Source organism: Streptomyces sp. NPDC038707, from assembly GCF_040636485.1.
GTDB lineage: Bacteria > Actinomycetota > Actinomycetes > Streptomycetales > Streptomycetaceae > Streptomyces.
In genome coordinates this window covers 26,611-50,394 of sequence record NZ_JBEZUP010000012.1, presented here as the reverse complement: position 1 = coordinate 50,394, position 23,784 = coordinate 26,611, and the positions used below count along the sequence as shown (strand labels likewise).

Annotated in this window: 21 protein-coding genes, 1 tRNA gene and 2 pseudogenes; 3 read left to right on the top strand and 21 right to left on the bottom strand. The window is 73.7% G+C overall.

Going from position 1 to position 23,784, the window contains the following annotated elements; all coding sequences use genetic code 11:
• Positions 1–112: 112 nt before the first annotated feature.
• The 13 genes and pseudogenes from AB0E62_RS18400 to AB0E62_RS18340 all read right to left on the bottom strand — a co-directional run bounded on the left by AB0E62_RS18400 (position 113) and on the right by AB0E62_RS18340 (position 15,646).
• Positions 113–1,519, bottom strand: a complete 1,407-nt coding sequence (locus AB0E62_RS18400; RefSeq protein ID WP_362194174.1) for an MFS transporter — start codon at positions 1,517–1,519, stop codon at positions 113–115.
• Positions 1,520–1,526: 7 nt separating this feature from the next.
• The gene (locus AB0E62_RS18395) at positions 1,527–2,990 is read right to left on the bottom strand and encodes an aldehyde dehydrogenase family protein (protein ID WP_362194172.1); all 1,464 of its coding nucleotides are present in this window, start codon (positions 2,988–2,990) and stop codon (positions 1,527–1,529) included.
• A 189-nt stretch (positions 2,991–3,179) separates the two neighbouring features.
• Entirely contained in the window at positions 3,180–4,325 is a 1,146-nt protein-coding gene (locus tag AB0E62_RS18390; RefSeq protein ID WP_362194169.1) for a low temperature requirement protein A, read from the bottom strand.
• A gap of 171 nt (positions 4,326–4,496) precedes the next feature.
• Complete coding sequence (locus tag AB0E62_RS18385; protein WP_362194166.1) at positions 4,497–6,218, bottom strand: RecQ family ATP-dependent DNA helicase; 1,722 nt, start codon at positions 6,216–6,218, stop codon at positions 4,497–4,499.
• A 39-nt stretch (positions 6,219–6,257) separates the two neighbouring features.
• Positions 6,258–9,101 (bottom strand): prolyl oligopeptidase family serine peptidase, encoded by a 2,844-nt coding sequence (locus tag AB0E62_RS18380; protein ID WP_362194163.1) that lies wholly within the window; start codon positions 9,099–9,101, stop codon positions 6,258–6,260.
• Positions 9,077–10,858: an N-acetylglutaminylglutamine amidotransferase gene (locus AB0E62_RS18375; RefSeq protein WP_362194160.1), complete on the bottom strand. Its 1,782-nt coding sequence runs from the start codon at positions 10,856–10,858 to the stop codon at positions 9,077–9,079. Before AB0E62_RS18375 ends, AB0E62_RS18380 begins: the two co-directional genes overlap by 25 nt.
• A gap of 143 nt (positions 10,859–11,001) precedes the next feature.
• Positions 11,002–12,192 carry a glutamate--cysteine ligase gene (locus AB0E62_RS18370; RefSeq protein WP_362194157.1) on the bottom strand — a complete coding sequence of 397 codons (1,191 nt, stop codon included), beginning with the start codon at positions 12,190–12,192 and terminating at the stop codon, positions 11,002–11,004.
• Positions 12,193–12,641: 449 nt separating this feature from the next.
• Positions 12,642–12,821, bottom strand: a pseudogene (locus tag AB0E62_RS18365) (ferredoxin); the annotation flags it as partial.
• Positions 12,822–12,976: 155 nt separating this feature from the next.
• Positions 12,977–13,279: pseudogene (locus AB0E62_RS18360) on the bottom strand (pyridoxamine 5'-phosphate oxidase family protein); the annotation flags it as partial.
• Positions 13,280–13,368: 89 nt separating this feature from the next.
• Entirely contained in the window at positions 13,369–14,286 is a 918-nt protein-coding gene (locus AB0E62_RS18355; protein ID WP_362194154.1) for a PhzF family phenazine biosynthesis isomerase, read from the bottom strand.
• Between the two features lie 624 nt (positions 14,287–14,910).
• A complete protein-coding gene (locus tag AB0E62_RS18350; protein WP_362194152.1) occupies positions 14,911–15,039 on the bottom strand; it encodes a hypothetical protein in 129 nt (42 codons plus the stop codon).
• Complete coding sequence (locus AB0E62_RS18345; protein ID WP_362194596.1) at positions 15,039–15,395, bottom strand: zinc-binding dehydrogenase; 357 nt, start codon at positions 15,393–15,395, stop codon at positions 15,039–15,041. The genes AB0E62_RS18350 and AB0E62_RS18345 overlap by 1 nt, the downstream gene beginning before the upstream one ends.
• A complete protein-coding gene (locus tag AB0E62_RS18340; protein WP_362194616.1) occupies positions 15,395–15,646 on the bottom strand; it encodes a hypothetical protein in 252 nt (83 codons plus the stop codon). Before AB0E62_RS18340 ends, AB0E62_RS18345 begins: the two co-directional genes overlap by 1 nt.
• A gap of 77 nt (positions 15,647–15,723) precedes the next feature.
• Between AB0E62_RS18340 and AB0E62_RS18335 the strand changes: the two genes are divergently transcribed.
• The gene (locus AB0E62_RS18335) at positions 15,724–15,993 is read left to right on the top strand and encodes a hypothetical protein (protein WP_362194149.1); all 270 of its coding nucleotides are present in this window, start codon (positions 15,724–15,726) and stop codon (positions 15,991–15,993) included.
• 295 nt (positions 15,994–16,288) lie between these two features.
• Here the strand turns inward: AB0E62_RS18335 and AB0E62_RS18330 are convergent.
• Positions 16,289–16,362: transfer RNA gene (locus tag AB0E62_RS18330), tRNA-Pro, on the bottom strand.
• 130 nt (positions 16,363–16,492) lie between these two features.
• Between AB0E62_RS18330 and AB0E62_RS18325 the strand changes: the two genes are divergently transcribed.
• Both AB0E62_RS18325 and AB0E62_RS18320 read left to right on the top strand, forming a co-directional pair.
• Entirely contained in the window at positions 16,493–17,200 is a 708-nt protein-coding gene (locus tag AB0E62_RS18325; protein ID WP_362194146.1) for a transketolase, read from the top strand.
• Positions 17,201–17,232: 32 nt separating this feature from the next.
• Positions 17,233–18,153 (top strand): transketolase C-terminal domain-containing protein, encoded by a 921-nt coding sequence (locus tag AB0E62_RS18320; protein WP_362194144.1) that lies wholly within the window; start codon positions 17,233–17,235, stop codon positions 18,151–18,153.
• 104 nt (positions 18,154–18,257) lie between these two features.
• Here AB0E62_RS18320 and AB0E62_RS18315 read toward each other — a convergent pair whose 3' ends face one another.
• The 7 genes from AB0E62_RS18315 to AB0E62_RS18285 all read right to left on the bottom strand — a co-directional run bounded on the left by AB0E62_RS18315 (position 18,258) and on the right by AB0E62_RS18285 (position 23,773).
• Positions 18,258–18,617, bottom strand: a complete 360-nt coding sequence (locus tag AB0E62_RS18315; protein ID WP_362194141.1) for an MmcQ/YjbR family DNA-binding protein — start codon at positions 18,615–18,617, stop codon at positions 18,258–18,260.
• Positions 18,618–18,647: 30 nt separating this feature from the next.
• Positions 18,648–19,175 carry a GNAT family N-acetyltransferase gene (locus AB0E62_RS18310; protein ID WP_362194593.1) on the bottom strand — a complete coding sequence of 176 codons (528 nt, stop codon included), beginning with the start codon at positions 19,173–19,175 and terminating at the stop codon, positions 18,648–18,650.
• Between the two features lie 2 nt (positions 19,176–19,177).
• Complete coding sequence (locus AB0E62_RS18305; protein ID WP_362194138.1) at positions 19,178–19,744, bottom strand: XRE family transcriptional regulator; 567 nt, start codon at positions 19,742–19,744, stop codon at positions 19,178–19,180.
• A 46-nt stretch (positions 19,745–19,790) separates the two neighbouring features.
• Positions 19,791–20,693 (bottom strand): LysR family transcriptional regulator, encoded by a 903-nt coding sequence (locus AB0E62_RS18300; RefSeq protein ID WP_362194135.1) that lies wholly within the window; start codon positions 20,691–20,693, stop codon positions 19,791–19,793.
• A 31-nt stretch (positions 20,694–20,724) separates the two neighbouring features.
• Positions 20,725–21,918 carry a glycine C-acetyltransferase gene (locus AB0E62_RS18295; protein ID WP_362194132.1) on the bottom strand — a complete coding sequence of 398 codons (1,194 nt, stop codon included), beginning with the start codon at positions 21,916–21,918 and terminating at the stop codon, positions 20,725–20,727.
• A gap of 35 nt (positions 21,919–21,953) precedes the next feature.
• A complete protein-coding gene (gene tdh, locus AB0E62_RS18290; RefSeq protein ID WP_362194129.1) occupies positions 21,954–22,982 on the bottom strand; it encodes an L-threonine 3-dehydrogenase in 1,029 nt (342 codons plus the stop codon).
• A 218-nt stretch (positions 22,983–23,200) separates the two neighbouring features.
• Positions 23,201–23,773, bottom strand: a complete 573-nt coding sequence (locus tag AB0E62_RS18285; RefSeq protein WP_362194126.1) for a GAF domain-containing protein — start codon at positions 23,771–23,773, stop codon at positions 23,201–23,203.
• Between the last annotated feature and the right edge of the window lie 11 nt (positions 23,774–23,784).

Below are 23,784 nucleotides of genomic sequence, written 5' to 3'. Positions count from 1 at the left end.
CATGGTCACGTGCGTCGCATGGGGGGTGGCGGCCCGGTGCCGGGAGGACGGGCCAAAAAGGGCTGCCGTCCCTGGAGCGGACTCCGGGAACGGCAGCGGGGGGGTGCTGGGGTCAGCCGGCGGCGCGCGCCGTGCCCTCCATGGTTCCGGCGGCGGCCGGGGCCCCGCCGGGCACGGGGGCCGGTGTCCGCCGCGCCACGAGCAGCGCCGCGGCCACGGCCGCCACCGTGCCGATCAGCGGCACCACGGCGAGGACGCCGATCGCGGTGGACAGGCTCATCGCGCCGACCATGCCGCCGACCGCGGCGGAGCCGAGCGAACCGCCCGTGATGAACACCAGCTGGAACACGCCGGCGGCCACCCCGTGCACGGAGCTGTCGACCAGGTGCGGCACCGCGGCCATCAGGGCGACCTGGCCCGCGCTGAACCCGGACACACAGGCGGCCACCGCGATCACCAGGGCGACCGGCTGCCGTCCCGCGACCGCGGCGAGCAGCAGCCCGGCGGCGCTGAGCACGGTGAGGCCGGTGACCAGGCGCAGCGGGCCCACCTTGTGGGCGAGCCCGCCGGCCGTCCGCGACAGCACCGCGCTGACCAGGCCGGTCGGCAGCAGGATCAGGCCGATCTGGGTGACGCTGAGGTCGTGGTCCATGAGGATGAGCCGGGGGGCCGCGAACTGCACGATGAGGTAGCCCGCGAAGAGCGTGAAGCCGGCCGCCGCGGCGAGCACGAAGCGGCTGTTGCTGACGACGAGGCGCGGCAGGAACCCGTCGGGCACCCGGCGCACATGCCACACGGTGGCCCCGGCCAGCGCCACGGCGAGGACTGAGAGCAGGAGGACGAGGTTCTCCTCCAGGTGGGTGGAGCGGGCCTGCAGGAGCACGGCGAGGGCCGCGGCGAGGGCGAGGCAGAGCACGGCACCGCGCGCGTCCAGGCGCTGTGGCCGGGGCTGGGTGACGGGCGCCATGCGCAGCACCCGGAGCGAGGCGATCGCCGACAGACCGGGCAGCGCGAGCGCCGCCTGCCAGCCGATCAGGTCGGTCAGGGCGCCGCCGAGCAGCGCCCCGCCGCCCGAGACGATGCCGACGACGGCCCCCATCGTGCCGATCGTGCGGCCGCGTTCGCGCGGATCGGTGAAGAGGCGGTTGGCGACGCCGAAGGAGAGCACGGCGGCGACACCACCGCCGATGCCCTGGAGCATCCGGCCCGCGATGACGGCCGGGTACCAGGGGACGGCGACGAAGAGGACGGTGCCGGCCAGCAGCAGCACCATGCCGGTGACGATGGGCATGCGCAGACCGCGGATGTCGGCGAGGCGGCCGGCCAGGGCGGAGGCGACGGACAGGGTCAGGGTGTAGCCCGCCAGCACCCAGGCCGTCGCCCCGGAGGCCACCGAGAGGCTGTCGCCGAGCGCGGGCAGCGCGATGGGCGTCGCGGACATTCCGAGCGCGCTGGGCGCCAGGAACGCGCCCAGCACGAGCCCGGCCGAGCGGGCGCCGGGACGGGTTTGGTCGGACATTTCAACCTCAATCGACATTGACGTACACGGTCTTGTACTGCAGGTACTCCTCGATGCCCTCGGGGCCCAGCTCGCGGCCGTAGCCGGAGGACTTGTAGCCGCCGAAGGACGTGGAGTTCTCGAACGCCGCCCAGGTGTTGACCCAGACGATGCCCGCCTGGAGCCGGGCGGCCACGGTGTGGGCGCGGCGGACGTCGCGGGTGTGCAGGCCCGCGGCGAGTCCGTACGGCGTGCCGTTGGCGATCTCGACGGCCTCCTCGTCGGTGTCGAACGGCAGCACCGTCACGACCGGGCCGAAGATCTCCTCCTGCGCGATGCGCATCTGCGGGTGGGCGCCGGTGAAGAGGGTCGGCTGGTGGAAGTAGCCGGGCCCGTCCTGGCCGCGCTCGCCGCCGAATGCGACGGTGGCGCCTTCCTCCCGTCCGATCCCGACGTACTCGACGACCTTGTCCAGTTGCTGCCGGTGCGCCAGCGGGCCGAGCACGGTGGCCTCGTCCAGCGGATCGCCGACGGGGATCGCGGCCAGGACGCCGGTCAGCGCCTCCACCACCTGGTCGTGCACGGAGCGGTGCACCAGCAGCCGCGATCCGCTCATGCAGAACTGCCCGGTGTTGAAGAACCCGGCCTGGAACGCGGCCTGCACGGCCGGTTCGATGTCCGCGTCGGCGAAGACGATGTTGGCGCCCTTGCCGCCGAGTTCGACGGTGACCTTCTTCAGCGTCCCGGCCGCGGCCGCGATCAGCCGCTTGCCGGTGGCCGTGGAGCCGGTGAACGAGATCTTGTCGACGCCGGGGTGCTCGACCAGGGCGGCACCCACACTGGCGCCGCCGCCGGTGACCACGTTGTGCACGCCGTCCGGCAGCCCGGCCTCGGCCATGATCCGGGCGAGCGCGAGGGCCGTCAGCGGGGTCTGCTCGGCGGGCTTGTGGACGATCGTGTTGCCCGCGGCGAGCGCCGGGGCGATCTTGTTGACCGCGAGGTTCAGCGGGAAGTTGAAGGGGGTGATGGCGCCGACCACGCCGACGGGTTCGCGCCGCGTGTACTGCAGCGAGCGGGCGCCCGCCGGGCGGGCCGCGCCCTCCAGCTGCTCGACCATGCCGGCGTAGTAGCGGAAGATCTCGGCGGCGGCCCGTACGTCGAAGCCGCGCGTGAAGGTGATCGGCTTGCCGACGTCGAGGGTCTCCAGGAGGGCCAGCTCCTCCCCCGCGGCCTCGATGCCGTCGGCGATCCGCAGCATCAGCCGGCCGCGCTCCTTGGCCGGCATCGTGGGCCAGGGCCCCACGTCGAAGGCGCGCCGCGCCGCCTGCACGGCACGGTCGAGGTCGCTCGCCCGGGCCCAGGCGACCTCGCATATCGCCTCTTCCGTCGCCGGGTTGAGGTCCGGGACGGTCTCCCCGGAGTCCGCGGGCTGGAACTTGCCGTCGATGAACAGGGAGCCGTCGCCGACGGCCTGGGGCGTGGGGTTCGTCATCGGACCACTCCTTAGCGAACGGTTGCCGGGCCGGTCGTGCGCCGCGGGCTGGGGCTGGGCACCCGAGAAAGCTAGGGGCGCGGGCGGGCCGGCCGCCCGGCCGCCGGGCGGGGTCGGAATACTGCGTCAAGTCGCGGGCGGCACTGGGTCACTTGAGGATGTCCGGGGCACTCGGCGCCGGCGCCGGGCTCAGCGTTTGACGAAGACCAGCGGGACGTGCCGGCCGCCGGTGAGGAGCCAGTGCTCGGTGCCGTTGACGGCGACGAGCACGAACGCCACGGCGCCGAGCGTGGCCAGCCCCGGCATCCGGGGCGCGGTGAACGCGAGGCCGAGCAGCACGAGTCCGCCGAGGAAGCGGGTCAGGGAGGCGGCCCCGAACATCCGGCGGCGGGTGCAGCAGAACGTCAGCGTGAACAGGGCGGCGCCGACGGGCAGCAGGCCCGCGGCGAGCCGGTGCGGGGTCACGGTCGGTTCCGCGACGATCCGGTCGGCGCCCACCGCGACCAGCAACAGGCCGGAGACCAGGGCCAGATGGCCGTAGCTGAGCACGTCGCGCACGACGACGGCGGGGGTCGGGTGGGTGCGCAGGGCGTGCGCGACGGCGGACGCGGCCAGGTGGAAGTAGAGCCACCACAGGCCGCAGCCGTTGAGGAACGCGAGGGCGACGGCCGCCAGTTCCGTCGGCCCGAGGTGGTGCCCGCCCACCCAGGCGCCGACGGACACGACGTTCTCGCCGAGGGCGATGATGATGAACAGGCCGAACCGTTCCGGGAGGTGGTTGACGCCGAACGCCAGCTGCCGCAGATGTCCGCTCAGCACGAGCGGCGCGAGCAGCTCCGCGGCCACGGCGATGGTCCAGCCCGGGGTGCGCAGCTGGTCCGGCAGCGCGGTCACCCCGAACAGGGCCAGGGCGAAGGCGAGTCCCGCGCGGTAGGGGTGGATGGTGTAGACGGCGCACTCACGCCGTATGGCCTCGCCGATGACGAGTCTCAGGGCGAGGTAACTGCCCGCGTACAGCAGCGCCTCCGGCCTGCTGTCCAGCGCGTGCTGCGCGGACATGCCCATCCCGTAGGTGGCGAGCCCGGCCAGCAGCAGGAACACGCGCTGCGTGTTGGTCTCGTGCACGGCGTTCATCGCCATCACGACGTCCACCCACGCCCACCACAGGGGCACCAGGACGAGCAGACAGCTGCCCAGCCGCGACCAGCTCGGGTGCAGCGCGAGCACGTGGGCGACCTGGCTGACCCCGAAGGCGAGCACCAGGTCGTAGAAGAGTTCCGTCCATGTGGCCCGGTCGCGTACGTCCACGCGCGCCCGGGCAGTGACGTCGGCCACCGCTGCACCAGCTTCCTCTCCGGCTATGACCTGCGACAGGAATCGCGGATTGCGGCACTGACTGTGTACAGCGGCCGGGTGCGCGGCGGACCGGCGGCCGGGGCGCGCGGGGCATTCCGGGAAGTCGGCGGGCACTCTGTCCCAACTCCGGGGCCCGCCCCGGGCCGGGTCTCAGGTGCCCGGCCGGTTCTCGTCCGGGCCGCTCACCACGGTGAGCAGGTCGTCCCGGGCGGCCAGGGCGTCCAGGGAGAGGGTGCGGTAGCCGACCTCGTCGAAGAGGACGGTGATGCGGTCGCCTTCCTCGCTCAGCACGGTGCCGCGGCCCCACTCGTCGTGCCGTACCGCCGCCCCGGGCGGATAGGCGCCGGCGTCCGGGTGCCGTCCGGCGCCCGCCGCGTCGCCCTCGCCGCTCTCCGGTTCGTCGCACCCGTCGCAGTTGCCGCAGGGGGGCTCGTACTCCTCGCCGAAGTAGCCGAGCAGGAAGCGCCGCCGGCAGCCGGTGGTCTCGGCGTACGCCCGTGCCATGTCCACGCGCGAGCGGTCCATGCGCTTGTGCGCCTCGGCGGTGTCCACGGCCCTGCGCACCGCCCGTGCCGGTGTCGTGCCCCGGACCGGGCGGATGGCGCCCGTGGCGTCCGTGACCAGGGCGCCGGATTCCTCGAGCAGGTTGACGGCCGCGGTGACCCGGGCGCGCGACATGCCGGTGTCCCGGCGCAGTCCGGCGACGTCCGTCGGTGCGTCCCGGTGGGCGTGGACCGCCCGTACGACCGTGTCCACGGCCTCCGGACGGGGCGTGCGGCTGCTGAAGTACGCCTGCATCCCCGTGTCCTCGGCGCGGTAGTGCAGTACGGCGAGGGCGGGCCGTCCGTCGCGGCCGCAGCGCCCGATCTCCTGGTAGTAGGCGTCCAGGGAGCCCGGCAGCGACGCGTGCAGCACGAACCGTACGTTCTCCTTGTCGATGCCCATCCCGAACGCCGAGGTCGCCACCACGACGTCCAGGCCGCCCGCGAGGAACGCCTCGTGGATCCGGCGGCGTTCGGCGGCGCGCAGGCCCGCGTGGTAGGCGCCGGCGGCGAACCCGAGGGAGGCCAGCTCAGCGGCGTAGGACTCGCTGTCCCTGCGCGTGGCCGCGTAGACGATGCCGGGCTTGGGAGCGGCCGCGGCGGCCTCGATGACGTGGGCGCGCCGTTCGTCGTCGTCGAGGTGGCGGTGCGCCTCCAGCCTGATGCCGGGACGGTCGAATCCGGTGACGAGCTGCCGGGGCCGGTCCATGCCGAGCCGTTCGACGATGTCCTGCCGGACCGGCGGCGCGGCGGTCGCCGTGAGCGCGAGGACGGGCGGCCGGCCCAGTCGCCGTACCGCCTGGGCCAGGCGCAGGTAGTCGGGCCGGAAGTCGTGACCCCACGAGGACACGCACTGGGCCTCGTCCACCACGAAGAGGGCCGGGTGCGCCTCGGCCAGCCGCTGGAGGACCTCGTCCTTGGCCAGTTGCTCCGGGGACAGGTAGACGTAGCGCACCGCGCCGTCGCGCACCGCCGCCCAGGCGTCCTCGGTCCCGGCCGCGCCGAGGTCGGAGTTGACGGCGACGGCGCCCGGGCCGCGGTCGCCGCCGGGCAGTCCCGCGATCTGGTCGCGCTGGAGGGCCAGCAGCGGTGACACGACGACGACCGGTCCGGACAGCAGCAGGGCGGGCACCTGGTACACGGCGGACTTGCCCGATCCGGTCGGCATGACGACGAGGCAGTCCCGTCCCTCCAGCACCCACTCCATGGCGGTGAGCTGTTCGGGGCGCAGCTCGGCCCAGCCGAACACCTCGGCGGCCGTCTCCCGCAGCCGCTCGGCCCGCCGTCCGCGGGCCGGTGGTCCTTCCCCGGTCATGGCTTCCCCGGTCATGACGCACTCCTCACTCGGTGGCACCTGTCCTCACGGGCGTCAGGTGCCCAGCTGCCGCTCCAGCCAGTCGGCCGCGGCCCGGCGGAAGAGGCGGCGGTTGTCGGCGCGGAGGAACTCGTGCCCTTCGTCGGGCAGGGTGAGCAGTTCGGCGCTCACCCCGCGGTCGCGCGCCGCCCGGACGAACTGCTCCGACTCCCCCGGCGGCACGTTGGTGTCGTGCTCCCCGTGCACCGCGAGCACCGGGGCCCGCAGCGCGTCGACGCGGCTCATCGGTGACAGTGCCCGCAGCAGTTCGCGGTCGCGTTCGGGGTGGCCGTACTTGTGGGCCGCCGACTGGGCGATCCAGGGTTCGGTGCCCTCGAAGAACGTCGCGAGGTCCGACATGCCGCACACCGCGACGCCGGTACGGAAGAGGTCCGGGTGCCAGACCAGGGAGGCGAAGGTGAGATACCCCCCGTAGGAGCGCCCCATCACCGCCAGCCGGGCGGGATCGGCCAGGCCGGCCAGCACGGCGTGGGCGGCGCAGTCCGCCACGTCGTCGATCGCGGCGAACCGTCCCCGGCCCAGGTCCGCGTCGACGAACGACCGGCCGTATCCGGAGGAGCCGCGGACGTCGGGGGCGAAGACGTCGATCCCCCGGCCGAGGATCTCGTGGTACAGCGGGTCGAGGACGGGGCGCTCCTGGTCCTCGGGACCGCCGTGCAGATGGACGACGCAGGGCGCCGGTTCGCCGGGGGCGCGGCCGGGCGCGCGGTAGTACCAGCCGTTCAGCGGCAGCCCGTCCCGGGCGGTGGGGCGCAGGGGGACGGGCCGCACCGGCGGGCGGCCCGGGGGAACGGCGTCCTCGTCGCGCGAGGACCACGGGGTGCGCACCGGGGTCGCGCCGTCGGGCAGCCACCAGATGCCGGGGCGACGGCGGGACCCGGACAGGGCCAGCAACGGCCGGTCACCGGCGTGCGTGACGCGGGTGACCACCTCGTGCGGCAGGGACAGCGGCCGGGACGGCCCCGGACCCGCCCCGACCCGGTCGGCCGCGTCCGGCCCCCGCCCGCGCGGGGCGGACACCTCGCGGTCCCGCCCAGCCGGGGCATATACGTCCCGGTCCCGACCGAGCCGGGTAGACGCGTCGTGGTCCCGACCGAGCCCGGTAGACGCGTCGTGGTCCCGACCGAGCCGGGCGGATACCTCCCGGTCCCGACCGAGCCGGGCAGACGCATCACGGTCCCCACCAGGCCGGACAGACACCTCCCGGTCCCCACCAGGCCGGACAGACACCTCCCGGTCCCGATCAGGCCGGCCGGGCACCTCCCGGTCCGGACCGAGCCGGGCAGACACCTCCCGGCCCCCACCAGGCCGGGCAGACGCATCACGGTCCCCACCAGGCCGGACAGACACCTCCCGGTCCCGACCGAGCCGGGCAGACACCTCCCGGCCCCCACCAGGCCGGGCAGACGCATCACGGTCCCCACCAGGCCGGGCAGACACCTCCCGGTCCCGATCAGGCCGGCCGGGCACCTCCCGGTCCGGACCGAGCCGGGCGGACATCTCCCGGTCGTCGGGAACGGGCCGGGCAGACGCATCGCGGTCCCGGCCGAGCCGGGCGGTCACGTCGGCGTCGCCCCCCGGGGGTCCGGCCGTGCTCGTGTCCAGGACCTCCGCCTCGCTCATGCCCCGGACGTTCCAGGCGAGCACGGCGGAGTCCCCGTCGCGGGCGCACCGCAGCAGTTCCAGGTCGCTGTTCTCCCGTGCGGCGGCGACCGACCAGCCGCGCGGGTGTCCTTCCGGGTCGAGCCCGGCGGCGAGCAGGACCGCGAACTCCCGGTGGGCGTTGCTGCGCAGCCAGAGGATGTCGGCGCGCGGTGAGAACGCGCCGATCCACGGGTCCCCGTCGGCCACGGGCATCACACAGGTCGTCACCAGGTCGGCGGTGCGCAGGACGACGGCCTCGCGCCGGCCGCGGGGTCCCCGGCGCAGCAGCGCGAGCGCGCCGTCCCGGCTGAGATCGCACACGCGGAGGGTCGCCGCGTCCTTCTCGACGGCGAGCAGCACGGGGGCGGCGACCCCGTCGGGGTCGACGAGGTACGCCGACAGCCCGTCGCCGAATCCGGCGGCCGGGGCGGTCCTGCCGCCCGGTGCGCCGACCGCCGTCGTCTCCAGCGTGAACGCGGGCGACGGCAGCGCGGGCCCGGGGTCCGTGTGGGGCGCCGGACCGAGGAGTCTCGTGTCGCCGGTCCGGCCCCGCCAGTGGGCCGGCAGCAGGCCGTCGGCCGCGCCGGGACCGCCGGCCTCCGCCGTGACGTCCGGGGCGGATCCGGCGGTGGGGACGGCGACGGTGACCGCGACGGCCGACCCGTCGTACGCCCAGCAGCCCAGGTGGGCCGAGCTGCCCGGCTCGGCTCCGGCCAGGACGTGCCGGTCGCTGCCGTCGGGACGGACGCACAGCACCCGGGTGTGCTCCCCGCCGCCGGGGGCCGTGGTGTAGGCGATCCAGCGGCCGTCGGGCGACCAGGACACCTCCGTCACGGGGTCCGGTCCGTCGTCGAGCAGGTGCACGGCCTCGCTGTCGACGGGGCCCGTCCAGAGCTGCGGCACCCCGCCCCGGTCGCAGATGAAGGCGACGCGGGTGCCCGACGGGTCGGCCGAGGGGTACCAGCAGCCGTGCGCGATGAGCCGGGTCGTCGCCTCGCGCGGCCCGGAGGCGTTCGGCAGCGGGACGCGGGCGGGCGCGGCGAAGGCGGTACGGCGGTCCGGGGCCGACGGGGGCGGGGGGACGGTCCGCTGCGGGCGGGCGGGGGCGGGCCGCCCGGCACCGGCCGGGCCGGCGGCGTCGGGCGGCCGTACCGCGAGGGGCTCCCCGGTCAGATTCCGTGCGTCTGCAGCCATATCTCCAGCAAAGCCACTTGCCACAGTGCGTTCGCTCCGCGCTTGGTGCGGTGCCGGTCGGGGGCCGCCAGCAGTCCGGCGACGTAGGAGTCCTGGAAGAGGCCGCGCCGCTTCGCCTCGGGGGCGTTCAGCGCCTCGCGCACCCGGTCCAGGACGGGACCGGCCATGTGGGTGATCGCCGGGACCGGGAAGTAGCCCTTGGGGCGGTCGACCACCTCGAGGGGCAGCAGTTTGCGGCCGGCCTCCTTGAGGACGCCCTTGCCGCCGTCGGCCAGCTTCAGCTCCGGCGGGCACGCGGCCGCCAGCTCGACCAGTTCGTGGTCCAGGAACGGCACGCGGGCCTCGAGACCCCAGGCCATCGTCATGTTGTCGACCCGCTTGACCGGGTCGTCCACCAGCATGACATGGGTGTCGAGGCGCAGGGCGGCGTCGAGCGCCGTCTCGGCCCCCGGCGCCGCCATGTGCTCCCGGACGAACCGGCCGGAGACGTCGTCCCGCGGCAGCATGTCCGGTTGCAGCATCGCGGCGAGGTCGGCGTGCGGCCGGTCGAAGTACGTCTCGGCGTACCGGAGCGGCTCCTCCTCGCGGGCCGCGGACGCCAGTTGCGGGTACCAGTGGTAGCCGGCGAAGACCTCGTCGGCGCCCTGCCCGCTCTGGACGACCTTGACGTTCTTGGAGACTTCCTCGGACAGCAGATGGAAGGCGACCACGTCGTGGCTCATCATGGGCTCGCTCATCGCCTCGACCGCCGCGTCCAGGGCCGTCGACACGCGCCGCGAGGGAACCACCAGTTGCCGGTGGTCGGTGGCGAACTCCCTGGCCACCAGGTCGGAGTAGCGGAACTCGTCCCCTTCGTCGCCGCCTTCCGCCTCGAAGCCCACACTGAACGTCGCCAGGTCCCGCTGCCCCTCGTCGGCCAGCAGGGCCACGATCAGGCTGGAGTCCAGTCCGCCGGACAGCAGGACGCCGACCGGGACGTCGGCGACCATCCGCCGCCGTACGGCGGTGCGCAGCGCGTCCAGCACCGCGTCCCGCCACTCGGCGGCGCCCATGCCGGCGTGCTCGGGGCGGCGCGTGTACGACGGCTGCCAGTAACAGTGGTCCCGGTGGGTGCCGTCCGGTTCGACGACCCGCACGGTGGCCGGGGGCAGCTTGCGCACTCCGGCCAGTACGGTCCGGGGGGCGGCCACGGTCGCGTGCCAGCTGAGGTACTGGTGCACGGCGGCCGGGTCGAGCGAGGTGTCCACGTCGCCGGCCGCGAGCAGGGCGGGCAGCGAGGAGGCGAAGCGCAGCCGCCCCGGGGTCCCGGCCAGGTACAGGGGCTTGATGCCGAGCCGGTCGCGGCCCAGGATCAGCCGGCCGGTCCGGTGCTCGACGAGGGCGAAGGCGAACATGCCGTAGAAGTGGTCGACGCAGGCGGTGCCCCACTGCCGGTAGGCCGCGAGGACGACCTCGGTGTCCGAGGTGGACCGGAACCGGTGGCCGAGGGCCGTCAGTTCCTCGCGCAGCTCCCGGTAGTTGTAGACGCACCCGTTGAAGACGCCGGTGATCTCCTGCTCGGTGTCGGTCAGGGGCTGGGCCCCGCGCTCGGAGAGGTCGATGATCTTCAGCCGGCGGTGTCCCAGCGCGACGGCGCCCCGTGACCACACCCCCTCCCCGTCGGGCCCGCGGGCGGCGAGCCGGTCGTTCATCCGCTCGACGGCCGCCAGGTCGGGACGCGTGCCGTCGAAGCGCATCTCTCCGCTCAGGCCGCACATCAGCAACGACCTCCCTGCCGCGCGTACGGGTGGCGCGGGGTGCGCGGCGGTGTGGTGCGCGGCGGTATGTGGCCGGGACTGGTCGACACGGTGCTGCTTCTCCTTCGCGACAAGGGTGGGTACGGGGTGTGGCGCGCCGCGGCTCAGCGGCCGGCGATCCTGGCCCGGGCGGCCCCGGAGGGGTGGGCGACGGGCCGCCCCGGGGAGGTGAGGTGCGGGGCGGACGCGGCGGGCCGCCGGCGCGGGTGCTCATCGCCCCGGGTCTCCGCGATCGCCAGATCGGTGCAGGCGAGCAGGTCGTCCTCTTCGGCGGCGCGGCGCATGCGGTGGGCGGCGCTGCCGGCCGCCAGGGCCCGCTCGGCGAGGTCCCGGACGGTGTGCCAGTCCCCGGCGGCCTCGAGCGCCGGGCGCACCCGGGTCAGCAGGCGCCGTACGACCTGGGCCGCGGGTGCCTCGTGCCGGGTCTCGGGGTCGACCAGGACGCCTTCCAGGCCCGACCGGGCGGCCCGCCAGGATGCGGCGCGCAGCCACTCGTGCCGTCCGTCGCAGACCGGCGCGTCCGAGGCCTCCAGCCGCTCGCGGGCCTCGGTCACCAGGGCCCGGTAGAGCCCGGCGACCAGCACGACCGTCTCCGGTCGGGGGCAGGCGTCGCAGATGCGCAGCTCGAGGGTCTGCTGGTGGGCGGACGGCCGGAGGTCGTAGTAGATCATTCCCGCGTCGCTGATGACGCCCGAGTCGATCAGGCAGCGCACGGCCGCGTCGTACTCGGCGGCGTCGGCGAAGCATCCCGGCGGGCCCGCGGTGGGCCAGCGCTGCCACACCATGGTCCGCCAGCTGGCGTAGCCGGTGTCGGTGCCCAGCCAGAAGGGAGAACTGGCGGACAGGGCCAGCAGGACGGGCAGCCACGGGGACACCTCGCACATGAGGCGTACGGCCAGGTCGCGGCCGGGCACGTCGACGTGGACATGGGTGCCGCAGATCAGCTGCTCGTCGGCGATCATGCGGTATTCGTCGACCATGTGGCGGTAGCGGCGCCCGTCGGTGGGGCGGGTGTCCTGAGGGCGGGCCAGCGGCACGGTACCGGCGGCCACCACGGCCAGCCCGTGGGCGCTCGCCGCGGCGTCGAGCCTGCGTCTGGCGTTGATCACATCGTCGTACAGACCGGCGAGCGTCTCATGCACACCGCTGTTCGTCTCGACGGTCGCCTGCTGCAGTTCGGTCGTGAACGTGTCTTCGGGGAGCATCTCCAGCATGGCATCGGCTCGCGGCGCGAGCAGGCCCGTTTCCACCTCGACGATGTGGAATTCCTCTTCCACTCCGATGCGAACGGTCACGGCACTCCTCAGGTGACGGGCGGACGCTGACTGCCTCACCCGGAAATCGACCCGCCCCTCCGGTCCACCGGAGGGGGGCTGTGACCTCCGACTTCCCACCAGGCTCATTGCTAAGCAGGGGTGCTCCTCGGAGAGCGCGACGTCACAGACGAGCGAGCCGATGCCACCAGCGGCGCGTCACTCTCCGTGTCCCCGGTTACCGGAACCGGTGTCAGGAATCGATGCGCTCAGCATGACGTCGAGCCGTTGCCGGAGGGCTTCGCGGTAGGCGGCCGGCCGTCCGGTCCTTCCGACGCTGAGCGCCCCGACCAGGCGGCCGGCCCTGTGGTAGCTGATCTCCAGGCGCCGGCGGGCCAGGTACGGCGGTGAACGGCTCGGGCGCTTCGGGGGCCAGGAGAGTCGCGGCGGAGGCGGTGCCCTGTTCGACGGCGTCGGCTTGCCGTGGCCGGGGAGACGGTGCTGGCGCGCACCGGGCAGACACCGGCGGCCCTCTCGGCCTTGTCACGCAGCGCGTCGGACGGAGCATCCTCGTACCGGAGGCGGTCGTCGTCGAAGAAGAAGATCTCGGGCGCCGCGAAGACACACTGGCCGTGACTTTCGCAGAGGTTCACGTCCACGGTGATACGCATGGCTGGCTCCGTTGCGGTCGAAGGCCCGGGTGGCCCGGGCGTGCGCGAGGGCATCGGGGGCTCTGCCGGGCCCGGCTGGGCGGGGGGGGTGGTGCGGCAAGGCGTGTGCCGCGGTGGCCTCCTGGCACCTGCGGGCGCACGTCAGGAGAGCACCGGGGGGTGAAACGCGAGTAGTCGGGTTCGCTCCAGCGCAGCGGGGAGGCCGCGGAGATCTCCCGTACGGCCTCGACGGAGAACTCCACCAGGCGCTGGGCGCCGGGCACCTTGGCGGTCTCCTCGGGGTCCCACACGGTTCGCGCGGTACCGGACAGGTGCAGGAGCGAGCCGGTCCTCCAGTCGGGTACGAGGATGCCCGCGGCGGGGTCGAGCCGCAGGTTGCCCAGGGACAGGAACATGGCGTTGCCCGTGTAGTCGGGCCAGCGCAGCCGGGTCGGGGACAGGACCTGGAGGAAGCCGGGGACCCGGAGACCGGCTTCGCCCCCTCGGCCACCCGGAGACCGGCTTCGGATATCCGGCTCCCGGGGGGCGCGCCCGGCGCCATGACCCGCTACGGCTGCGGCGCCGCCGCCGGCCGGACGGCGATCGCGGCCCCGCTGACGCGTACCCGCGGATCGCCGGCCCGCAGGCCGACCTCCAGCAGTGACGGGCGGCCCATGTCGTGGCCCTGGTGCAAGGTGAGCCGCGCATCGGCCGGGACGAGGCTCAGATCACGGGCGTAGGCGCCGAACGCCGCGGCCGCGGCGCCCGTCGCGGCGTCCTCCACCACACCGCCGACCGGGAAGGGATCGCGGACGTGGAAGACGGTCGCCGTCTCGCGCCACACCAACTGCACGGTCGTCAGGTCGAGCCGCCGCATCAGCCGCGACAACCGGTCGAAGTCGTAGTCCAGATCGGCCAGCCGCTCACGGGTCGAGGCCGCGAGGACCAGGTGGCGCACTCCGGCGAAGGCGATCCTCGGAGGCAGGGCGTCATCGAGTTCGCCGGGCTGCCAGCCGAGCGCCGCCAGCGCCTCGGCCACGTCTGCCGGACCGGCGGCGAGCACGTGGGGCTCGACACTGGTGAGGGTGGCCTTGAGTACGCTGCTCTCTTCACGGACGGTCACAGGCACGTGGCCCGCGGCGGTGTGGAAGCCGAAGTCGCCTTCACCGAGGCGCTCGGCGAGCGCCACCGCCGTGGCCACGGTGGCGTGGCCGCAGAAGCCCACCTCCGCCCTGGGGCTGAAGAACCGCAGTCTGAACGACCGTTCGTCGTCCGGGTCGGGCCCGGCGGTGACGAAGGCGGACTCCGAGTATCCCAGTTCGGCGGCGATCGCCACCATCTCGGCTTCGCCCAGAAGGGAGGCGTCCAGGACGACGCCGGCTCTGTTGCCGCCGGCGGGGTCGGTGGTGAAGGCCGTGTAGTGCAGCACGTCGGCAGTCAGCTGCGGAGCCGGTTCACTCGCGTCGGTCCTCGTCGGGTTCGCCATGGCCGGTCGTCCTCTCCGGTGAGGTCTCCTCGCGGACCTGCTCGGGCGGCAGGCCGTGTTCCCCCCTACAGACATGATCGAAGCCTATTGCTTCGTCCCACGTCGAAATGTCGGCGTCGTACGCTGCGCGCATGATGGACGAGCCGCCCAAGCAGCAGACCGACATCGCAGGGGGGGCGAGTCCGGGCGGCTGGTCGAGGCCGGGCAGGGCGCGGCCCGGTAGGCGGCTTCGTCCAGTTCCTCGTAGCCGAGGCCGGTGTCCTTGGTCGCTGATCTTGTGCCAGACGAGGAAGGCGTTGAACAGGTACGAGTTCCAGCTGTGACTGGCCCGTCGGCGCGGGGCCGGAGAGTGCGGCGGCCGTGCGGACGACGATGCCTCCGTTGGTGGGTACGCGCCCCAGGACGGACCCCTGACCCAGAACGCGGGCCTGCATGCTGCTGCCGGGGTTCATGGTGAGCTGGTACTGCGCGACGAGGTCGGAGCCGATGACGCCCTGTCCGTCGATGCGCAGGCCGAGGCTGACCCAGAGGCTGGTGTGGTTGCCGGGACAGAGCAACTCCCCGGTGACGGGGTCATACTCCTGCTTCAGCCTGCTGGGGGTCATGGCATCTGGTGGGCGGTTCTCAGGGATTGATGACAGCCATCCACATGGGCTCGGTGCGGGTCTGCAGCATGTGCAGGGCGGTGTGGACTTCGGCGAGCGGGTAGCGGTGGGTGATCAGGTCTTCCGCCTGGAGGAGGCCGGTCTCCATCAGGGCGGGATCTCGCGGACGTCGGAGCGTGTGCAGGAGCGAGTGCCGATGAGGCGCCAGCAGTTGGTCATCAGGGTGAGGGCGGAGAACGGGGAGGGAGTCGGGTTTCCGCCCATGTGGACCATGGTCGCGCCGGTGGCCAGAGCGGCGGTGGCCTGCCAGGTGGTGGGGCCGTCGGGTGTGTGGTCGAGGACGGCGTCGGCGCCCTGGCGCAGCAGGCGGCGTAGCCGGTCGGTGAGGCCCGCGTTGCTGGTCCAGTCGGTGTCCAGTTCCTCCAGGGCGACGGTGTCGGTGGGCAGCGTGCCGGCGAGCCGGGTCACGGCGTCCAGGGGTGCGCGAGAGCGGGCGACGAGGATCAGCCGGCCTGTGCCGAAGTGAGGGGCGAGCTTGATGGCGGCGGTGCCATGGTGCCGGTGGCGGCGGTGACGACCACGGCGGAACCGGGGCGCGGTGCGGCGAGTTTCAGTGCGCGCAGGGCGTTGGCGAGGTCGTGGACCTTGGCGCCGAGGTCGAAGGAGACATGGTCCGGCAGGAGGTCGAGCAGCAGACAGCTCGGGCACGCCCTGGGCGCCCGGCTCGAACGGGCCCTGCGCGACCTGGACCTCACGCTCGCCCAGCACAACGCCCTTCAGCACGCCGTGCACCGCCCCGGCGTCACCCGCCGAATCGGCCCGGCGCACGGGCGTGACCGCGCAGTCCATGGGCAGCGCGGTCGCCGACCTGACCGAGCGGGGCCTCCTGGAACGCCGCCCACACCCCACCAACCGGCGCGTGCTCGGTCTGCACCCCACCCAGGCCGGCACCCTGCTCGCCGCCCGCTCCCAGGCGGTGGTCGAAAACGTCAACGCCGAGGCGCTCGCCGTCCTGACACCCCCGGAACAGGCCACCGCCCACCTGCTCCTGCATCGCCTGGTCACGCACCTCAACCCCGACGCCCTGCGCCCGCCCTCCTGAACACACCGCGCCCCACGGGACCACCCCGGCCGCCGCCCCTGACCCAGCGATGTGATCAGAGGGGCGTGCCTCAGGGACGAGTCAGGGTCCGGGTGGCGGTGGGTGGCGTTCCTGGTCGTGGCCGGCGCGCCTGCCGGCGCAGCGGTCCCCGCGCACCTCAGCGCGGTCCCGAGCCCGGTCGTCATGACCCGTGGACACCAGTCAAGGGAGCGCTGGTCCCCAACCGGCCCCAAGAACGATCAAGGGCCGGTTTCGGATGTCTCCGAAACCGGCCCTGACCTGCGACTGTCTCCAGTCGGGACGACAGGATTTGAACCTGCGACCCCTTGACCCCCAGTCAAGTGCGCTACCAAGCTGCGCCACGTCCCGATGCGCGGTCTGACCTGGGGTTTCCCCGGCCGAACGCGCAGGGAAACAATACCGCACTCGGGTCGGTGGTCGCGCGCCCCTTTCCCGCGCCGTTGACCTCAAGTTTGGTTGAGGTTGCACGATCAACCGTATGACGACCGCAGTGGAACAGCGCCGTGTCTACGGCTACGACGACCTGCCCCGCCTGATGGGGCTGATGACCGGCGACGAGAAGCACGGCCCGGCGGCCACCTCCACGCTCGACGTGCTGTGGGTGCTCTACGACCGGGTGCTCCGCGTCACGCCCGAGCGGCGTGTCGATCCCGCCCGGGACCGCTTCCTGCTCAGCAAGGGGCACGGGCCCATGGCGTACTACGCCGTGCTGGCCGCGAAGGGCTTCCTGCCCGCGGAGTGGCTGCCGGGGTTCGGCACGTACGACTCCCCGCTCGGCCACCACCCGGACCGGGTGCTGGTACCGGGTGCCGAGATCGGCAGCGGGTCGCTCGGACACGGGCTGCCGATCGCCGTGGGCACCGCGCTCGGCCTGCGCGCCCAGGGCCGGACCGACCCGGCGGTCTGGGTGCTGATCGGGGACGCCGAACTGGACGAGGGCAGCAACCACGAGGCGATCGCCTTCGCGGGGCCCGCCGGGCTGGACCGGCTGCACACCGTCGTGATCGACAACTCCTCCGCCAGCCACGCGCTGCCGGGCGGGATCGCGGCCCGGTTCGAGGCCGCCGGCTGGTCCGCGGCGACCGTGGACGGCCGCGACCACGAGGCGCTGTACGCGGCGTTCACCGCGCCGCACCCGGGCCGGCCGCACGTCGTCGTGGCCCGGGTCGAGCCGAAGAACGCCTGACCCTCCCCCGCTCTCCGAAAGGGCACCCTTCCATGGACACCATGCGTGACCGTTTCGCCCCCGTCGTCTCCCGGCTGCTGGACGAGGATCCCCGGGTCGCCGTCGTCCTCGCCGAGATCGGCCTCGACGGCTTCCGGGACGCGATGCGCCGCCATCCCGACCGGGTGATCAACGTCGGCATCCGCGAACAACTGCTGGTCGGGGCGGCTGCGGGGCTGGCGCTCACCGGGCTGCGGCCCGTCGTGCACACCTTCGCCAGCTTTCTCGTGGAGCGGCCGTTCGAACAGGTCAAGCTGGACCTGGGGCACCAGAACACGGGCGCGGTGCTGGTGAGCGCCGCCGCCTCCTTCGACTGGCCGGCCGGCGGCTTCACCCACATGGCACCGGGCGACGTGGCCCTCCTGGACACGCTGGACGGCTGGACCGTGCACGTGCCCGGACATCCGGACGAGGCCGAGACACTGCTGCGGCACGCGGTCGCCGCGGGCGACGACAGGGTGTACGTGCGGCTGTCCGTGCAGTCCAACCGGCAGGGACGGCTCATCGACGGACAGCGCCTCGTCACCGTCCGCGAGGGCCGCTCGGGTGTCGTGGTCGCGGTCGGCCCGCTGCTGGACACGGTCCTCGCCGCCACGGAGGGCCTCGACGTGACCGTGCTGTACGCGACGACGGTACGGCCGTTCGACGCGGCCGGGCTGCGGCGGGCCACGGAGCGGGCGGGCACGGACGTGGTGCTGGTCGAGCCGTATCTGGCGGGCACCTCCACGACCGCGGTCAGCGAGGCGCTGTCCGATGTGCCGCACCGGGTGCTCGGCCTCGGCGTCGGCCGGCGCGAACTGCGCCGCTACGGCACGGTCGAGGAGCACATGGCCGCACACGGCCTGGACCCGGCGAGCCTGCGCGAGCGGATCGACGGCTTCGTCACAGCCGCACGCGTGCCGGCGGGCGGGTGAGCCCGGCAACGCTGGCCCACCGGCCGGACAGCAAGCGGGTGGACCAAGGCCGCAACGGCGTGCCCGGCTTCCCGCGCCCCCTGTGCCGGCCCCCACCGGGTCTCTCAGCTCCCCGGCGGCAGCCCCACCTCGGGGTGGGTGTCCAGGAGTCGGGGCGGGGCGGCCTGGCGCCAGGAGTCGGCCAGGATGTCCCGCAGCTCCGCCTCGTCCTCCAGGGCGGCCAGTCTCGCTCTCACCCAGGCGAACTGGGCCTCGTGGCCGGCGATCCAGAACTTGTCCGGCTCGGCCAGCACCAGTTCGTCGCGCTCCTCCTTGGGACAGCGCACGGCGATGGACGTCTCGTCCTCGGGCAGGGTCGCGAACATCTTCCCGGCCACCCGGAACGTGGGCATGCTCCAGGCCACCTTCTCCGTGGCGTCCGGCAGGGACAGGGCGATTCGGCGTACGTCTTGTGCGTCCGGCATGCCACGCAAGGTAGCCCCTGCCACTGACAATCAGCCTCCGGGCCTGCCATCGAGCCGCTTGTAGTACAGCGTCGTCGGCCGCAGCTCGCCCGCCGGGCTCGCCGCGTATCCGGGAATGGTGCCGGCCACGGTCCAGCCGGCCGAGCGGTACAGCCGCTCGGCCGGGCTGCCGGTCTCGGTGTCGAGGTGGAGCAGGGTGCGCCCGTCGGCCGCGGCGGCCCGCTCGGCGGTGGTCAGGAGCCGGCGGCCGAGCCCCTGCCCGCGCGCGCTCCGGTGCACCATCAGCTTGACCAGCTCCGCCCGGTGCCGGCTGTTCGGCTTGTCCGGGAAGTCCAGGCTCACCGTGCCGGTCACCCGGTCCGGGGCGGCCACGGCCGCCCACACGGCGAGCCGGCCCGCCGCCACGGCGTCCGCCCGCTCGCGCCACCAGGCGACCGCCTCCGGGTGGCCGAGCGGTGCCAGGAAGCCGACGGAGGCGCCGGAGGCGACGGTGTCGGTCAGCAGCGCCGCCAGGCCGTCGGCCCGCTCGCGCACCCGGTCGCCGTTCCAGCGCTCGATCCTCACGGCCGTACCACCGCCAGGACGTAGCGCGCCGGGTCCGGGCCGGCGCAGCGGAACCGGGTCGCGCCGGTCACCCGCATCCGCAGGCAGTCCCCCGGGCCGAGCCGGTGGGCCTGTGCGCCGGCGATGACCTCCAGGGACCCCGCGAGAAGCCACAGATGCTGTTCCAGACCGGGCACGGGCGGCCGGTCGTAGGCGAGGTCCGCGCCCGGGGCCAGCCGGCCCTCGACCAGTTCGCCGCGCAGTCCGGTGTGCGGCGGGGACACGGACCGGCGGACGAAGCCGGCGGCGCGGTCCTCCCACACCTGCTGCTCGGCGGCCCGGACCAGCGGGGCCGGGGCCGCCTCGACCTCGCCGAGCAGCTGGGACATGGTGCGGCCGTAGACGTGGCACAGCCGGTTCAGTACGGCCGCGGTGGGGCTGATCTCCGCGCGTTCGGCGCGGGACAGGGTCGACCGGCTCACGCCGCTGCGCTCCGCCAGTTCGCCCAGGGACCAGCCGTGCTGGGCGCGCAGTTCGGCGAGCCGGGCGCCGATGAGGTGATCGACGGGATCCTCGCTTCTCATGTCCGGGACGCTATCCCTGATATGAGACGGCCGCGTTACGGACGCCTCACACCCGGGCCGCCTCGCCGAGCGCCTCCAGCACCGGGCGGATCAGCGGGTGTCCCTCGGCGCCCCGGCGTACGGCGGCGAAGACGCGGCGGGTCGGGGCGACGCCGTCGACGGGGCGCACGACCACGCCGGCGAGGTCCATGCCGCACAGCGCGGAACGCGGTACGAGGGCCACGCCCGCGTCGGCCGCGGCGAGGGCCACGACGGCCCGGAAGTCGTCGGAGGAGTGCTCCAGGCGGGGCTGGAAGCCGGCGCTCTCACAGGCGAGGACGACCACGTCGTGGCAGGGATTTCCGGGGTACGGCCCGATCCAGGGGTCCTTGGCGAGGTCGGCGAGGGGCACCTCGGGGGCGTCCGCCAGCCGGTGTCCGAAGGGGACGACGGCGTCGAACGGCTCGGCGTAGAGCGGGACGTGGGTCAGGCGGGGGTCGTCGGCCGGCGGGGCGCCCCGGTACTCGACGGCTACCGCCACGTCCACCTGCCGGTCCAGGACCATGGGCAGGCTGGCGTCCCCCTCCGCGTCCCGCACCCGGATCCGTATGCCGGGCGCCTTGCCGGCGAGGCGGGCCACCGCCGGGGCCACGACCTGGGCGATGCCGGTCGCGAAGGCCGCCACGGTGACCGTGCCCGCCTCGCCGGAGCCGTAGGCGGCCAGCTCGGCCTCGGCCCGCTCCAGCTGGGCGAGGACCGCGTTGGTGTGGCTGAGCAGGATCTCGCCGGCCGGGGTGAGCCGTACGCCCTTGGCACCGCGCTCCACCAGGCGGTGGCCGGTCTCCTGCTCCAGGGCCGTCAGCTGCTGGGAGACGGCGGAGGGGGTGAGGTAGAGCGCGGCGGCCGCCGCCGTGACCGTGCGGTGGTCGGCCACCGCACGGAGGATGTGGAGCCGCCGTGCCTCGATCATGTCCCTGATTATCCCAGCTCGTCCGGCCTGGTCAGGCCCCCAGTTCGGCGCGCGCCGCGACGAAGGCGTCGACCGCGCGGTGGACGTCGTCCGTGGAGTGCGCGGCGGACAGCTGGACCCGGATGCGGGCCTGGCCCTGGGGGACGACCGGGTAGGAGAAGCCGATCACGTACACGCCGCGCTCCAGCAGCAGTTCGGCCATGCGGGCCGCCTTCGCCGCGTCGCCGATCATGACGGGGGCGATGGCGTGGTCGCCGGGGAGGATGTCGAAGCCCTCCTCGGTCATCCGGCGGCGGAACAGCGCGGTGTTCTCGTTCAGCCGCACCCGCAGGTCGTCGGCGCTCTCCAGCAGGTCGAGGACCTTCAGGGAGGCGGCGGCGATCACCGGGGCGAGGGTGTTGGAGAACAGGTAGGGGCGGGACCGCTGGCGCAGCAGGGCGACGATCTCGGCGCGGGCCGCGACATAGCCGCCGGAGGCGCCGCCGAGGGCCTTGCCGAGGGTGCCCGTGATGATGTCCACGCGGTCCATGACACCGTGCAGTTCGGGGGTGCCCCGGCCGGTCGGGCCGACGAAGCCGACGGCGTGCGAGTCGTCGACCATGACCATCGCGTCGTAGCGGTCGGCGAGGTCGCAGATCTCGCGCAGGGGTGCCACGTAGCCGTCCATGGAGAAGACGCCGTCGGTGACGATCAGCCGGCGGCGGGCGTCGGACGCCTCTTTCAGCTTGGCCTCCAGGTCCGCGAGGTCGCGGTTGGCGTAGCGGTACCGGCGGGCCTTGGACAGCCGGATGCCGTCGATGATGGAGGCGTGGTTGAGGGCGTCGGAGATCACCGCGTCCTGCTCGCCGAGCAGGGTCTCGAAGACACCGCCGTTGGCGTCGAAGCAGGAGGAGTACAGGATGGTGTCCTCCTGGCCGAGGAACGCCGACAGCCGGCCCTCCAGTTCCTTGTGCACCTCCTGGGTGCCGCAGATGAAGCGGACGGAGGCCATGCCGTAGCCCCAGCGGTCCAGGGCCTCGTGGGCGGCGGCGATCACCTCGGGGTGGTCGGCCAGGCCGAGGTAGTTGTTGGCGCAGAAGTTGAGGACCTCGCCGGGACGTCCGCCGGCGGTGACGTTCACGGTCGCGGACTGCGGGGTGCCGATGACCCGCTCGGGCTTGTGCAGGCCGGCGGCGCGGATCTCGTCGAGGGTGGCGCGCAGGTCGTCGCGGACGGTGTCGAACATGGGGGGCTCCTGAAGGTGCTCGCGGGTGACGGGGGTCAGACGGTCCAGTCGAGGATGACCTTGCCGCCCTTGCCGCTCGCCGCGTCGGCGAAGGCGGCCTCGAAGTCGCGGTAGCCGTACCGGCCGGTGATCACGGGGGCGAGATCGAGACCGCCCTCCAGCAGCACCGACATCGCGTACCAGGTCTCGAACATCTCGCGGCCGTAGATGCCCTTGATGGTGATCATCGAGGTGACGATCCGGGCCCAGTCCACGGGGAACTCCTCGGCGGGCAGTCCGAGCATGGCGATCCGGCCGCCGTGGGTCATGTTCGCGATCATGTCGCGCATCGCCTCGGGGCGGCCGGACATCTCCAGGCCGATGTCGAAGCCCTCGCGCAGGCCCAGTTCCCGCTGGCCGTCGGCGATGGTGGTCCCGGCGACGTTCAGGGCGAGGCTCACCCCGATCTTGCGGGCCAGGTCCAGCCGCTCCTCGCTGACGTCGGTGACGACGACGTTGCGGGCGCCCGCGTGCCGGGCCACGGCGGCGGCCATCAGGCCGATCGGTCCCGCCCCGGTGATCAGTACGTCCTCGCCGACCAGCGGGAAGGACAGCGCCGTGTGCACGGCGTTGCCGAACGGGTCGAAGATCGCGGCCACGTCGAGGTCGACGGGGACCCGGTGCACCCAGACGTTGGACGCGGGCAGGGCCACGTACTCGGCGAACGCGCCGTCGCGGCCGACGCCGAGACCGACGGTGGCCCGGCACAGGTGGCGGCGGCCGGCCAGGCAGTTGCGGCACTTGCCGCACACCAGGTGGCCCTCGCCGCTGACCCGGTCGCCGACGCGGACGTCCGTCACGTCCCGGCCGGTATCCACGACCTGCCCGACGAACTCGTGACCGACCACGAGCGGGGTGCGGATGGTCTGCCGGGCCCAGCCGTCCCAGGCCCGGATGTGCAGGTCGGTCCCGCAGATACCGGTCCGCATGACCTTGATGAGGACGTCACCGGGGCCGATGGCGGGCTCCGGGACGTCCATCAGCCTGAGACCCGGCTCCGCCTTCTCCTTGACCAGCGCCTTCAACGCTACGGCTCCTGTGGGTGAGACCCGGCCCGCGGGCACGCCGAAGGAGCCCGCACCGGGTCAGAGGGGTGGAATCACCCCGCAATCTGCCCTATGCGCGCGCCGGGGTCCATCGAGCTTTTCTTAACCGGCGCCTCAGCTTTCCTTCAGGCCCCGTGGGTGTCCCCCATGTCCCTCGCACCGCACCGCACTTGGCCCGCCTCGGGCGGGGCGGGGGCTCAGAGGGGCAGGCCGTCCCGGGCGCTCTGTTCGAGGCGTACGACGAGATCGGCGGCGAGCGCCTTGATGGTGTCCAGGCCGGTCCTGCCCCAGGCGCGCGGGGATGTGTCGGCCGCACATACCGTGCCGAGCGTCATGCCGGAGCTGTCGATGAGCGGGGCACCGAGATAGGAACGGATGCCGAACCCGTCGACCATCGGGTTGCCCGCGAACCGCGGATAGTCGCGGACATCATCCAGGACCAGCGCCTTGTGTCGTACCACCACATGGGGGCAGAACCCATGGTCGCGCGGCAGCACCCGGCCCATCTCGGCCCGGCTGCCGTCCTCGCGGACGACCGGGGCGACGGGGGCGCACAGACCCGCGAAGAACTGGTGGTCCTCGCCGACGAAGTTGACCATGGCGTAGCTCGCGCCGGTGAGTTGGGCGAGGTGGCCGGCGAAGGCGTCGAGCGCGGGGTCGGGCCGGTCCGCGAGGCCGAGCCGGCGCAGCCGGTGGACGCGGGCGGGCGCCTCCTTGTCCTCGGGGGTGAGCAGCAGACCCCGGACCGGCCGGGGCGGCTCGTAGCTCATCGCCGGGCTCC

Bases quoted from the DNA above. Each gene is read 5' to 3' on its own strand.
- AB0E62_RS18400 (WP_362194174.1), bottom strand. From the start codon at position 1,519: ATGTCCGACCAAACCCGTCCCGGCGCCCGCTCGGCCGGGCTCGTGCTG.
- AB0E62_RS18395 (WP_362194172.1), bottom strand. From the start codon at position 2,990: ATGACGAACCCCACGCCCCAGGCCGTCGGCGACGGCTCCCTGTTCATC.
- AB0E62_RS18385 (WP_362194166.1), bottom strand. From the start codon at position 6,218: ATGACCGGGGAAGCCATGACCGGGGAAGGACCACCGGCCCGCGGACGG.
- AB0E62_RS18380 (WP_362194163.1), bottom strand. From the start codon at position 9,101: ATGGCTGCAGACGCACGGAATCTGACCGGGGAGCCCCTCGCGGTACGG.
- AB0E62_RS18375 (WP_362194160.1), bottom strand. From the start codon at position 10,858: ATGTGCGGCCTGAGCGGAGAGATGCGCTTCGACGGCACGCGTCCCGAC.
- AB0E62_RS18355 (WP_362194154.1), bottom strand. From the start codon at position 14,286: ATGGCGAACCCGACGAGGACCGACGCGAGTGAACCGGCTCCGCAGCTG.
- AB0E62_RS18350 (WP_362194152.1), bottom strand. From the start codon at position 15,039: ATGGAGACCGGCCTCCTCCAGGCGGAAGACCTGATCACCCACCGCTAC.
- AB0E62_RS18325 (WP_362194146.1), top strand. From the start codon at position 16,493: ATGACGACCGCAGTGGAACAGCGCCGTGTCTACGGCTACGACGACCTG.
- AB0E62_RS18320 (WP_362194144.1), top strand. From the start codon at position 17,233: ATGGACACCATGCGTGACCGTTTCGCCCCCGTCGTCTCCCGGCTGCTG.
- AB0E62_RS18315 (WP_362194141.1), bottom strand. From the start codon at position 18,617: ATGCCGGACGCACAAGACGTACGCCGAATCGCCCTGTCCCTGCCGGAC.
- AB0E62_RS18305 (WP_362194138.1), bottom strand. From the start codon at position 19,744: ATGAGAAGCGAGGATCCCGTCGATCACCTCATCGGCGCCCGGCTCGCC.
- AB0E62_RS18300 (WP_362194135.1), bottom strand. From the start codon at position 20,693: ATGATCGAGGCACGGCGGCTCCACATCCTCCGTGCGGTGGCCGACCAC.
- AB0E62_RS18295 (WP_362194132.1), bottom strand. From the start codon at position 21,918: ATGTTCGACACCGTCCGCGACGACCTGCGCGCCACCCTCGACGAGATC.
- AB0E62_RS18285 (WP_362194126.1), bottom strand. From the start codon at position 23,773: ATGAGCTACGAGCCGCCCCGGCCGGTCCGGGGTCTGCTGCTCACCCCC.